Annotated in this window: 12 protein-coding genes and 1 other RNA gene; 9 read left to right on the top strand and 4 right to left on the bottom strand. The window is 59.0% G+C overall.

Features of this window, described 5'->3' with window-relative positions; translation table 11 throughout:
• The first annotated feature begins 1 nt into the window (after window position 1).
• From EGJ22_RS08040 to EGJ22_RS07995, 9 genes are all read left to right on the top strand, one after another.
• Entirely contained in the window at window positions 2-586 is a 585-nt protein-coding gene (locus tag EGJ22_RS08040; protein WP_029885593.1) for a hypothetical protein, read from the top strand.
• The gene (locus tag EGJ22_RS08035) at window positions 586-1188 is read left to right on the top strand and encodes a hypothetical protein (RefSeq protein ID WP_029885594.1); all 603 of its coding nucleotides are present in this window, start codon (window positions 586-588) and stop codon (window positions 1186-1188) included. Before EGJ22_RS08040 ends, EGJ22_RS08035 begins: the two co-directional genes overlap by 1 nt.
• Window positions 1189-1190: 2 nt before the next feature.
• Complete coding sequence (locus tag EGJ22_RS26440) at window positions 1191-1589, top strand: hypothetical protein (RefSeq protein ID WP_029885595.1); 399 nt, start codon at window positions 1191-1193, stop codon at window positions 1587-1589.
• The gene (locus EGJ22_RS26775) at window positions 1590-8003 is read left to right on the top strand and encodes a DUF1983 domain-containing protein (RefSeq protein WP_081272926.1); all 6414 of its coding nucleotides are present in this window, start codon (window positions 1590-1592) and stop codon (window positions 8001-8003) included.
• 401 nt (window positions 8004-8404) lie between these two features.
• Entirely contained in the window at window positions 8405-9259 is an 855-nt protein-coding gene (locus EGJ22_RS08015) for a hypothetical protein (protein WP_125920176.1), read from the top strand.
• Window positions 9260-9276: 17 nt separating this feature from the next.
• Window positions 9277-9501 (top strand): hypothetical protein, encoded by a 225-nt coding sequence (locus tag EGJ22_RS08010; RefSeq protein ID WP_024718023.1) that lies wholly within the window; start codon window positions 9277-9279, stop codon window positions 9499-9501.
• A 60-nt stretch (window positions 9502-9561) separates the two neighbouring features.
• Window positions 9562-10008 (top strand): structural protein, encoded by a 447-nt coding sequence (locus EGJ22_RS08005; protein ID WP_017147738.1) that lies wholly within the window; start codon window positions 9562-9564, stop codon window positions 10006-10008.
• On the top strand, window positions 10005-10388 hold the full coding sequence (locus tag EGJ22_RS08000) for a hypothetical protein (protein WP_064590892.1): 384 nt from the start codon (window positions 10005-10007) through the stop codon (window positions 10386-10388). The genes EGJ22_RS08005 and EGJ22_RS08000 overlap by 4 nt, the downstream gene beginning before the upstream one ends.
• A complete protein-coding gene (locus tag EGJ22_RS07995) occupies window positions 10385-10669 on the top strand; it encodes a hypothetical protein (protein ID WP_050492245.1) in 285 nt (94 codons plus the stop codon). Before EGJ22_RS08000 ends, EGJ22_RS07995 begins: the two co-directional genes overlap by 4 nt.
• Before the next feature lie 17 nt (window positions 10670-10686).
• Here the strand turns inward: EGJ22_RS07995 and EGJ22_RS07990 are convergent, their stop codons facing one another.
• The 4 genes from EGJ22_RS07990 to EGJ22_RS07975 form a co-directional block, all read right to left on the bottom strand.
• Window positions 10687-11052 carry a hypothetical protein gene (locus tag EGJ22_RS07990; RefSeq protein WP_064590890.1) on the bottom strand — a complete coding sequence of 122 codons (366 nt, stop codon included), beginning with the start codon at window positions 11050-11052 and terminating at the stop codon, window positions 10687-10689.
• On the bottom strand, window positions 11049-11381 hold the full coding sequence (locus EGJ22_RS07985; protein WP_029887486.1) for a DUF6516 family protein: 333 nt from the start codon (window positions 11379-11381) through the stop codon (window positions 11049-11051). Before EGJ22_RS07985 ends, EGJ22_RS07990 begins: the two co-directional genes overlap by 4 nt.
• Before the next feature lie 158 nt (window positions 11382-11539).
• Window positions 11540-11938, bottom strand: a transfer-messenger RNA (tmRNA) gene (ssrA, locus tag EGJ22_RS07980).
• Between the two features lie 99 nt (window positions 11939-12037).
• Entirely contained in the window at window positions 12038-12328 is a 291-nt protein-coding gene (locus EGJ22_RS07975) for a hypothetical protein (protein WP_009685320.1), read from the bottom strand.
• Window positions 12329-12500: the final 172 nt, after the last annotated feature.

Below are 12500 nucleotides of genomic sequence, written 5' to 3'. Positions count from 1 at the left end.
AATGGCGGAGGAATGGCCCGAGGACCTTGAACCCACTGAGGTCACCTGGGGCGTCGTTTATAACAATCGGGCCTTCACCTCTTCACTCAACAATGCCCAGCAAATCGCCTCGCACCCTGGCGCCTACTGGGTCTGCACCCTTACGTTTGGTGTCCTGTATGAGGAAGATGAACGAGAGCTGACATCGCTCCTTGGCCGTCTGCAGGGGATGTTCGGAACCGTCAACGTACCTTCGATCACCAGGGTCAGGACTGACGACATAGGATCGCCAGTTGTGGCGGCTGCCGTTGCGCAATCCACCAGCTTGCAGTTGCGCAACATGCGGCCAGGCATCAGGGTTTTCAGCCGAGGTGATCACATCACCATTCTGGGCGAGATGTTTGAGGTGGTAGAGCACGCTGCTACGGATGGCAGCGGATCTGCGGTAGTTCGCGTCAACAAGCGAGTGCGCAGAGGATTCGCACCCGGCAGCCCGGTTGAGTATAGAAACCCCTACTGCGAGATGAGGAGAACGGACGACACCAATCAATGGACTGTTCAGCCGGTGATATCGAATGGCAGCTACCAGTTTCGAGAGGCTTTCTGATGCCCACATCATTTCCATTCAGTCAGAGCGTGGTGGACATCATCGCATCTGGACGATTCATGACCGTTTACGCCTGCCAGCTCGACTTCGCTGATGGCCCGGTATATGCCCATACTGGCACTGGTGAGCTGGTGATCGACGGGATTACCTATCTCGGTGTCGGTCAGTTCGGTGAGGTAGGTCAATCGCAGGAGAGCGACAACTCAGGCTCGCCTATGGCTGTTGATCTGACCCTGAACGGCCTAGATGCCTACATCATCAGCGAAACAAACATTCGGGGCTGTCGCGGACGATCTGGAAAACTGTTGTTCGTCGTTTTCGACGAAGACGGCAACTACGCCGTCGACATACTTTTCTCAGGGCGTATGGACGCAGCCACCTTCTCGTATGCCGGTAGCGGCGAGGACGGTAACAAAATCACTGTGCCGATCGTCGACCGCATGGCCGAGTGGAGCCGCACCGGTACCGAGCGCTTCACTGATGAGAATCACCGTGCACGGCACCAGGGAGACAGGTTTTTCTACGCCGTCGCCCAACTGTCCGAGTGGCCCATCTACTGGGGGTCGAGCAAGGACGCCCCGACCTTTGCCTATGAGAAATAGCTATGCGCCACAGAGATTGGACAATACGACTCAGTGAAGTGATCAAGGCCGCCAAAGAGCGGCCTTTTTCATGGGGCGAGTTTGACTGCTGCCTGTTTGCTGCGGATTGCGCTCTAGCAGTGTGCGGGACCGATCCAGCGCAAGCGTACCGGGGCACCTACAGGACTGAGGCTGGTGCTAAGCGTGCGCTTCGGAAGAATCACGGCAGTCTGGAAGCAGCCTGGGATGCGTGTTTTGTCCGGGTATCTCCTTCGTTCATCCAGCGCGGAGACATCGCGATGTATGAGGCACCAGGTGGCAAGTCCATGGCGGTCTTCTGGGCGAACGAATTCTGGGCGACGACTGAAGATGGCGTGCACCGCGTGGTGTGTGAGCCGACAGCTGTTTGGAGGGTGGAATAGATGAGCGGTGGGGTAAAAAAACTTGCCCAGGTTGCCGTCGGCGCCGTCATTGGCTTCGTCCAAGGTGGTCCCGTTGGTGCTGTGATCGGAGCTGGCCTGGCATTTTACGCAGCTGAGCAACAGGAAAAGCTCAACACGAAGTCCCCGTTGCGAGATAACGAGCCCTCTGCTCAGACCGTCCGTTCCTCTAAGGCGCCTGCTCGGTACATCCTTGGACGCGTCAGCACGGGCGGGGTACTGGTCTGGGCTCAGGAGGAGCGTGGAGCTCAAACAACCGGCGAATGGCTGCACCTAGTGTATGTGCTATGCGAAGGCGCCATTGATGAGCTGGAGTCCATTTATCTCGGTGAGGAGCTCATCGGCAGCTATGGCGCGGATGTCTCATATGAGCTGGTCGTAAATCCAACCCAGGTGAACGCCTTCCTCAAGGAAAACTGCCCTGACTGGAAAGACACGCAAATCGGCCGCGGGCTTTCGTATGTACGGATCTCGCTGCGTTACAACGCAGAAAAATTCCCGTCCGGCATTCCCGATGTGCGCTTTGTTGTGCGTGGTCGCAATGACATCTTCGATCCACGGACCGGCATGTCGGGTTGGACAGATAACACGGCTTTGCACTTGCTGTGGTTTCTCCGTACACGTTGCGGCGTACCTGATGATGAGATCGTGTTTGAGACATTCGCGAGCGGTGCCAACGTTTGTGACGAGTCGGTCCAAAACCCGGACGGTAGCTCAAGCCCTCGGTACCGCAGCGGCTGCGTGATCGGCGCCGATGAGCAGCGCACCAACGTATTGCAGAAGCTCGAGGCGGCCTGTGCGGGCAAGCTGATTAGAGTCGGCGGCCGCTGGATGTTCCAGGCGGGTGCCTATTACGGGCCGTATGACTTCGAGATCACCGAAGACATGGTGATTGGGACCATCACCGGCAACACCGAAGCTACCAATGACGCCGCCATCAACACGATCCGCGGCACGTTCATTGATCCCCAGCAGTCCTGGACCGAGACCGACTATCCCGAAGTCTCTGTTGCTCAATGGGTTGAGGAAGACGGGGGCGAGGCAGCAGAAACGCTGTCATTTTCCTATGTCAGCGACCCATACCAGGGCCAGCGCCTGGCAAACATCGAGCTCCGTCGGCGTCGGTCGGGTGGCGGGCTGAATATCCCGCTCAACCTGGCTGGCTACAACTGCCGGCCTGGTCGGGCTGTGCGCGTTAACTTGCCATCGCTAAACATCCTCGGCGAGTTCATGGTTACCAACTGGTCCATGGGTACCAGCGAGGGTTGTACAGTTTCGGTACAGGCCTATGAGGCTGCCATCTTTGATGACGCCGTGGGCAAGCCCTACAACCCTATCGGCTTTATCAAGCTGCCCGCTGGCGGTCTCGGGAGCCCAACGAACCTCCGCTGGGATGTGGAGGACACGGCAGAGATAAGCCAGGGCGTTCTAAGCTGGGACCGACCTGCAGGGATCGTATCGGGCTTCGCTGTGACCGTGAGACAAGCGGGCACAGCGGTGCAGGCGGTACAAGTGCCCGAAACCACAACCCGAATGCCTATTTCAGGCCTGACATCGGGTAGCTACACCATGGGCGTTGCTGCGTTGGGCCCGCTGGCTCGCTCTGGAGAGGCGACCATCACAGTTGACGTAGATGGCCCCCCGATGCCTGAAACCTGCGCCGTGCAGGCGACAATCGACACGATCACACTGATCCCCGGCAATACGCTTCATGGTCTTAATGGGGGCACATATGAGTATTTCTGGTCGTCCGATCCAGCCGCCACGCAAGGCGAGTTTCTCGGGCGCGGGCTGACCATCACCCATACCGGTCTCTCGTTCGCCAAAAGCTACGCCTACTTCGTTCGCTCGAAGAATGCCTACGGTGTAAGCGCCTTCCTCAAAGTTGTCGCCGCGACATCCATGGATGTCGGGGCCATCCTGGAAGGCATCAAGAACAAGATCACCGAAAGTGAACTGGGTCAGGAGCTCACCAGCCGCATCGACCTGATCGACAAGGATGGTCCAGGCTCGGTCAACGACCGCCTGGGCGAAGTGCGCGACGACCTGAGCGAGCAGATCGCCGATGTCAGCAACGCCGTCGCAGGCGTAGACAGCGCACTGGACCAGGCGAAGCAGGACTTGCAGCAGCAGATCGACACGATCGCCGACCTGGCCGACTCGATGCCGTACAAACCTGACCAGGCTTACACCGCTGGCCAGGGTGTGCTGGGCGAAGACGGCAAGCTATATCAGGCCAAGGTCGACGTCCCGGCCGGCAACCCGCCGCCGAACGCCACTTACTGGACCGACATCGGCCAGGCGGTGCAGACGGCGAACGGCCTGGCCGCGCGCGTGCAGACCAATGAAGCCAAGGTCGAATCCCTGGAAGGCGTCACCACGGCTCAGTCCCAGCAGATCACCGGCCTGCAGTCGAGCCTGACCACCACCAATGGCAACGTCGCAGCAGCGCAGCAGGCCGCCGAGGCCGCCGCAACGCTGGCCGGCGGCAAGGGCAAGGTCATCGTGCAGTCGGCCGCACCGGCCGTTGCTGATCGTCTTGCGCAGAACCTGTGGATCGATACCACTGGCAACGCCAACACGCCCAAGCGCTGGAGTGGCACCGCCTGGGTCGCTGTGACTGACAAGGTGGCCACTGATGCGGCGGCTGCGGCGGCCAATGCCCTTGCCGTGGCGCAGACCAAGGCCGACGCCTCTGTGGTACAGAGCCTGACCACCCGGGTAACCGAGGCCGAGGGCTCGCTGTCGTCGCAGGGTCAGGCCATCACCGGCCTGAATAACAGCCTGACGACCACCAACCAGAACGTCACCGCTGCGCAGCAGGCGGCTCAGGCGGCTGCCACCGCAGCTGGCGCCAAGGGCGAAGTGATCTACGGCTCGACCGCTCCCGCGGCAGACAAGCGCCTGGCGCAGAACCTCTGGATCGATACCACCAGCAACGCGAATACCCCGAAGCGCTGGAACGGGTCGGCCTGGGTTGCCGTGACGGACAAGGTTGCAACGGATGCTGCAGCAGCTGCCGCCAGCGCGCTGAGCCAGGTGGCGACCAAAGCAGAATCCTCGGTGGTGCAGACCCTGACGGGCCGGGTCACCGACGCCGAGGGCAAGCTGACCACCCAAGGCCAATCCATCACCGGCCTGCAGAACAGCCTGACCACGACCAACCAAAACGTAACAGCTGCACAGCAAGCCGCCCAAGCTGCCTCGGATGCCGCCGGCGCCAAGGGCAAAGTGCTGTACCAGTCGACTGTGCCGGCAGTGGCGGACCGTCTGACGCAGAACCTGTGGATCGACACGACCAGCAACGCCAACACGCCGAAACGTTGGAATGGTTCAGCGTGGGTAGCGGTTACCGACAAGGTGGCCACCGATGCCGCTGCTGCTGCGGCCAATGCACTGAGCCAGGTGGCGAGTAAGGCGGATGCCTCGACTGTCCAGTCCCTGAACAACACCGTGGAACAGCAAGGTGTAGCGATTACGGCGAACGGCCAGGCCATCACCAACATCAACACGTCGCTGAGTCAGGTGGGCGGTGAGAACCTGTTCTACAACCCGTCTTTCGACACGCCGTCAGCCAGCAGCCCTAATGTTGCCGATGGGTGGTACTGGCGTACGCAGACTGCTGTCACCGTTGTACCGTCACTGCTTCCGTCGACTTTGGGTGCCGGCGGCAAACGGCAAAGATTGGAGGTCTCCGGACTGATAGCCGGTAGTGGCTCTAACTACGTCGACTTTGTACCCGTGGCAGTTCCGGTCGACGTTCGTCCACCCGCCTACGAGGGAGTAGTAGGCACTGCGTCCATCTTCGTGCGCGGCAGCACCGGGTTGATGGTTCAGATCTATATGCAATACAAGGACGCAGCCGGCGTCACTATCGGAACCCATGGTCCCGTTAGCGTCAGCACTTCCCCTGTAGAGTCATACAATCGAATTGTGCTCACTGGGCTGGCCGCCCCCGCCAATTCGGCACGCGTGGATGTTCTTTATCGGATCCGGTCTGCTCCGGGCTCTAGCGTCACATCCGGTTTCATTGACCTTGATAAAGCTCAGTATGAGCACAGTCCTGTCGTATCGGGATGGCGCGATAACGGCCTGGTGAACACGTCCGCGATCGCAGCTAATGCCATGGCTACCACGGCATTGACCGGCAGGGTAGATCTCACGGAACAAGGCCTCACTAGCGCTTCGGGTAGCATCACCGAATTGAACAACACGATCGGTGACGCCGGCGGCGAGAACCTGTTCTACAACCCGACCTTTAACAAAGCCGGAACTGGTGGTTATATCGCAGATGGCTGGGCCACTGAGGGCCCGGCGACCAGCGTCGAATCGCTGGTTACCTCATGGCTGAACGCAGGGGAGAAGGCGGTACGTGTTGAGGTTTCCAGTGTGGGTACCGGCACGCCCTATAAATCGCTGCGTCCAACTGGAGGCACGAAAGACCGCCGGCCGATGGTTGCTGAAGGGCAGACCGTTGCAGCTTCGATCTTTCTTCGAGGTACCGCTGGCCTGGGGTTCAGGTTCTTCATCCAGTGGATCAACGCGGCCGGCACCGTGATCAGCGCCCCTAATTCGTTGATGTTTACCATCACCGCAGCAGGGAAGCGTGAGCAATTCAGCGCAGTGGCCCCCGCGGGGGCAGTCACTTGCTACGTCTACCTGCGTATCTACAGCGCCACCGGCGCGGTAACCGCCGGATACGTAGAAATGGCGCGGCCCCAGTTTGAGTATGGTTCGCGCGCAACCGGCTGGCGAGACAACGGCCAGGTCAATGCGGTGAACAACAGTGCGACTTCGGCAGCCGTGGGTAGCCTCACTTCGACCGTCGACCAGCAAGGCTCAACTCTATCCAGCGTGGCGGGGAGGACCACCAGCCTGGAAAACAGTCTGACCATGACCAACCAGAATGTGACAGCTGCGCAGCAGGCGGCCCAGGCCGCCGCTACAGCAGCGGGCGCGAAGGGGGAGGTCATTTACGGCTCAACGGCTCCGGCCGCAGACAAGCGCCTGGCGCAAAACCTGTGGATCGACACCACCGGCAACGCCAACACGCCCAAGCGCTGGAGTGGCACCGCCTGGGTCGCCGTGACCGACAAAGTCGCCACTGATGCAGCGGCTGCAGCGGCCAGTGCGCTCAGCCAGGTGGCGACGAAGGCTGAGGCCTCGGCGGTCAACTCGCTGACCAACCGGGTAAGCACTGCGGAGGGCACGATCACCAGCCAGAGCTCTGACATCACCCAGCTCAAAAACAGCGTGGGCGCGGCCCAGCCATTCGTGGCTGGCCGTGCATGGGAGTTCACTGGCTCTACCCGTGGATGGGTGGCTACCGCATCCGGCTCTTCGTTCACAACTGGGCCGCTGTTCGCCACCATGGCCAAGTCTCAAAGCCTGCAGTGCAACTTCACACCTGTGCTGCCAGGTGCGGAGAACCCCTACCTGCGCATTCGCCTGCGTCGTCGCAACACCACGCGTACCACGGCACGACTGTACTGGGCCAACGAAGACGGCGGCTTGGCGGAGGCTCGCCGCCTGGACTGGACGATCAGCACGACGACCACGGATTGGCAGGACATTGAAGTCGATCTCTCCGGCCATGCCGGATGGAACGGCAAGAACATGTATGCCATCCGCCTGGATATGATGAACTCTGCCGACACGACCGGTGAAATCGACATCGCCTATATCGCACTTGGAAGGCGATCGGCGGCTGCCTCGGCGCAAGCGGTATCCAGCCTCGACAGCGTTGTGACGCAGCAGGGCGCAACGCTCACTGCGGAGTCGAAGCGGATCGACGGACTGTATACCGCTGTTGGAGATGCCAATGCGGCCATTCAGAGCGAGGCCACGGCCAGGTCCAGCGGGGATGCTGCGCTGGGCCAGCGGGTGGACACTGTCCAGAGCAACTTGGGCAGTACCAATGCCTCTGTGCAGCAGATCAGCACGGCGCAGAGCACGCTCAACGGCAAGATCACCGCGTCTTACTCGGTGAAGCTCCAAGTCGTCAATGGTAACCAGTACGTGGCCGCCGGTTTCGGCACGGGCATCGAGAACAACAACGGAGTGCTGCAATCGACCTTCGCTGTAATGGCGGACCGATTCGCTGTGCTGAACCCATCGGGCAACGGTTTCGTGAGCCCGTTCGCTATCCAGAACGGACAGGTATTTATCAATGATGCGCTCATATCAAAGCTGTCAGTCCAAAATGCGATTGTGGGATCTACTATTTCTTCCTCTATTTTTACGCAGTTCGGAGAGCCTTTAATGACTGTGGATTTCAATAGCGGCGAGATAATTTTGCGAAACTTTAGTAGGCGTCTAACCTACACAAAAATCAATAACGATGGCATCGATGTCGTTGTTGATGGTGTGCGCCGGGTACGTATGGGTGTTTGGTAATTGTGGAGGGATGTTACGCCAGCATTCCGTCGCTTGGCGTAACCCTCTGTGCAGTAGATAAGCACGGTGCTTTGGAGTTCTGGATAACATATGGCTACCGGACTTGAAACATATGGGTCGGACGGTCGACTATTAGTCAACATGACAATGTCGATTAGTCAGCATCAAGGTGATGTTGTCACGAACGCAGCGGGCGGAGCCATTACTCTTCCTGCTATACCAGCTGGTAAGCGGCGCTTCTATATTGTTGTATCGCTTGTGGATACACAGCTATGGAAAGGCAAAAAGCCGGGTGTGACAATTTCCGGTGACACCATGTCGTGGCAATACCAGCATTCCACATGGTTTGGACAGTTCAGCGCTAACTGCCGTATTTACTATGGTTACTATTAGGAGGTCAGATGCCTGTCGGATTTCAGGCTTTCAAAGAAGATGGTTCGCTGCTGTTCGACATTGACCGTATAACCTACGGGCTCTTGAAAAGCGGCTATCTGAACCTCGTTGACCGGTGGGGCAGACATTACCTTCGCTCTGGCCAGCTGAACCCCAACGATGACGGGAGCTGGGGATACTCGGACTTCCGAGACCCTATTTGCGGTATCACCGTCAGCGGCGCGATTTCACCAATCGTATTCTTGGTTGGAGATGGCAAGCCATGCGGGGAAGCGGTAAACGGGAATGATAGAACCCTTTATTTTAAGGGTTGCTCACCGGACACCAAAGCATTCATCTTCGATTTGATGCGTGACGTGGGAGAGAGATCGGGCATGGAGTGCTATGACGCAGCGGGTCGTATCAGCTTCACCACTGGAATGCCCCCGCTGAACGTTATTGCCACCGTTGATCCACCCGCAATAAACCCTCCTGTTTCTCCGAATACGGACATTCGTTGGACTCCGTACTCAGGGGGAGGCAATGAAAGATCAGGTCTTGAATGGTCGTCGGGTGACTTTGTGCAGCCCAAGGGAGCTGTATTTGTTCCTGTGGCCTCGGGCGAGTTAGCGGCTTGCCTCACGTTCTCCCGGATCTGTCTTTTGAATGAAGGATTTGATCTGGGTGCTGGTACTTATAGGACTAACGCCAACGAGGGCTGCGGAGGCTCCCAAGGGGGAGTTCGTTTTTTCTTCAGCCCCGCTGTTGCAACAACCGCCGTAATGTACGGCAGCTCCACTACTTCGTGGTTTGACATTCCAACTGATCGCCAGCCACAAGCGCTCGTTATTCGAGCATCTGATTACCCATTTCCATTTAGATAACCCAAGAGGAAACACCCATGCCATATGTAGCTATCAACCTGGCCAATGATTACGACTCGGCCAACAAAACCCGATACGCCACCCAGGAGGAGGCCGACGCCCGAGCTCGTGAGATCCTGAACCAGTTCCCGACCGCGCAGGTATGCGTGGCCCAGGTACTGAAGGACTACACCGCCAAAGTCTCCATCAGCGCAAAAGATCCGGCAGAGCCAGCACCAGAGCCTGAGGCGTCTGCTGCCTGACGGCGTTCGCAACCACCCAAGCCCGCTCAACGCGGGCTTTTTTTCGCCTGGAGAAAACCCATGACTGCACCCCGCGGCGTCCGCAACAACAACCCCGGCAACATCGATTTCAACCCCCGCAATGCTTGGCAGGGCCAGCTGGGCGTGGAGGTGGGCGTGGCCAGTCCGCGCTTCGCCCGCTTTGACCAAGCCGAGAACGGAATCCGTGCCCTGGGCAAGCTTCTGCTCAACTACCGTGGCAAGGATGGCATGCCCGGGGTAGGTCGACCTGGTATCGATACCCCACTCGAGTTCATCAGCCGCTGGGCGCCGGCCAGCGAGAACAACACCCTGGCTTACGCCCAGGCCATCGCCAAACGGCTCGGTGTAGGTGTGCGCGACTCCATCGACATCTCCGACCCACGGGTTCTGCGCGAGGCTGTGGTGGGCATCATCACCCATGAGAACGGCGGTAACCCGTACAAGGCCGAGGTGATCGACGAGGGTATCCGGCGGGCCTTGGCATGATTGTGGCCCCGGTAGAGGGCGGCCGCCTGGCCGCCTTTCTGTTGGGCTGCGTGCTCTTGGCCGGGCTCGGCGGCGCGGGTGGCGTCTGGCTGGCTGCTGGTCACTACCGCCCGCTGCTGGACCAGGCCAATGGCGCGGTCTCCACTTGCAAGGCTGCCCGGGACAATCTCAGCGGGCTGGCCGTGGAGCAGGGCAAGGCCTTGGGCGATCTGACCCTGGCCGCGCAGGTTCGCCAGGACAGGGCGGAGCATGCGGTGGCCGAGGCCAAGGCTAGCGCCCAGGCGGACTACGCCGCAGCGAACCGGCTACAGCAGGAGCGCACCGGCGGCGACCAATGCGCGGCTGCCGCCTCGATCATCGACAAGGAGCTTGGCCTATGAACTTCGCTGACCAATTCCTGCGAGGGGTGGGGTTGCTCGCAGGTATAGCTCTGCTCGCCGCTTGCGCAGGTAAGGTAGCGCCAGAGGCCCAGTACGTTCGCGTTGAGGTGCCAGTGCAGGTGCCGTGCCGGGCACCGGAGGTGCCAGTGCCGCCATGGGCAGCTGCCAGCCTGCGAAAGACCGACAGCCTGGAGCTGAAAGTTCGGGCGTTGCTGGCTGAAAGGAGGCAGCATATCGGCTATGAGCGCGAGCTGGTCGCAGCAATCGCCGCCTGCAGGTGAACTGATCGAGTGGAGGCTTACTTCGAATGTCTTTTGATGACGATTTTGCTGGAGTGGCCTTTTTTTTTGGTTACGACGTAAACAGATCCGTCATCTGCCCCGGTCGCTACAGCCTGAGTCGTCAGAGCTCCACCAAATCGACGTACTAACCTACCTGTCATGACTCTCAGGCCGGAGCTACCCAGCTTTTTGGTGACCTTGGCCTCAGCGGTAGGTATAGCTTCCGCACAGGCCTTGGCCACTGCGTGACTCATTTCATCCCGGTCTTCGAAGCTTGAATTCTCGTATTCACCAAAAAACTCTTGCCTATCAACTTTTTTGGCCAGGGAACGCATACGATCGAAGAAATCATCCTCGGTCTCGACCTGGAAAGTCTTGGTCATTTGGATTTCCTCTCTTCAAGATACTGCTGCCAGTCTGCCTGAAATTTGGCCAAGGTGTCTTCGATTGAGACAAACGTGACCGGCTCAACCTCCCCCATGTAGTGACGGTGGTCGTAGCCATGAGCGTTGTCGTATCCCACGACTCTGCCGTTGTCTCCAGAATAAACCCTGGGGTTGATGTATGCCATGCTGTACGTCAGCACCTTCCCGCACTCTTCAATGACATATTCAATTCTGATCTGACCGTTCCCACGCTTTGTGGAAATCGAGAAGCGTTCGGAGATCTTTTTCGTGGCGTTCTTGCCGGCCTTGCCTTTCGATTTCCCCATTTTCGATCCGTTCGAATTCTGTCCCAGGCGTCCATCGGACGAGTCTCATCGCATCCCCAGGCTGTCATTAAGCTGGTATTCCTGAGCCAAAACAGCCCATTTGGGCACAAAAAAGGCACTTGCGAGATTCGCCAAGTGCCTGATTTGTAAGGATTATTTGGTGGAGCCGGGGGGATTTGAACCCCCGTCCGCCAGTACTCCGCTGTCGGTACTACATGCTTAGCCGTGTCTACTGATTTAATCCGCAGCCGCCCGACGGGCAGGGTGCTTTGGATGAGTTGTGTAAGTTTTAGTCGCTTCGCCCACAACGTGCTACGCGACGATCCTGTTCTGTATGACAATCAGTTCGGGTTTACAGGCATCCCCTAGTGATTGCTGGAGCCGAAGCTACCAGAAGCAACGGGTCAAGAGGACTGCTTACGCAGCCAGCTTGTACTCCGCGCCGAAGGTTTCGTCATTGGCAACTATAAAAGTTGCAACAGTGGATTTACGAGTTCTGTTACCAACTCGGCATGCACCTAGAGTTTCGCTACCGGCGTCGAATCCTAATCGGCCCCTACACTAGCTCTTGGCTAACGCACCTTACGGCACGTGAGCCGGAGTATACGCCATTGTGCGGGCGACGTCGACAGCTGGTCCTGTCGCCCGCCCAGGGCTTAGGCGCCGCCGCTGCCCGAACCGCTGCCTTTCTCGGTTTTTTCCAGGCGCTCCAGCACTTTGCTGGTGATGGCGATGCATTCTTTGGTGTCGCCCGAGGCCTGGGCAGCCTTGGCTTTGTCGACGTGCTCGGTCACGGCTTTGTCCAGGCCCTCGGAGGTGGCGCCGGCGGTGGCCATGCTGTCGTCGATTTTTTGCAGGTTGATGGCGCACAGGTCGTCAGCAGCGAACACCGGCGAAGCCAGCAGGGTAGCGGCCGCGAACAGGGCCGAAAGCGCGGTACCTTTCATGGGAGTCTCCTCTGGGGCCTCGGGAAGGTGGGCCTAAAGGATGGACCTTGGTAGTTTTGCAAGGGTTCAATCTTGTTCGTGCTCCGGGGGTGGGCTTGTATGGGAGAGGGGGGCTTGCCCGCGAACACCGGCGTAGCCGGTGCCAGCTACCGCGCTGGATTCTTCGCGGGCA

Source organism: Pseudomonas sp. p99-361, assembly GCF_003935475.1.
Lineage (GTDB): Bacteria > Pseudomonadota > Gammaproteobacteria > Pseudomonadales > Pseudomonadaceae > Aquipseudomonas > Aquipseudomonas juntendi.
This window is presented reverse-complemented; position numbering and strand designations above follow the sequence as displayed.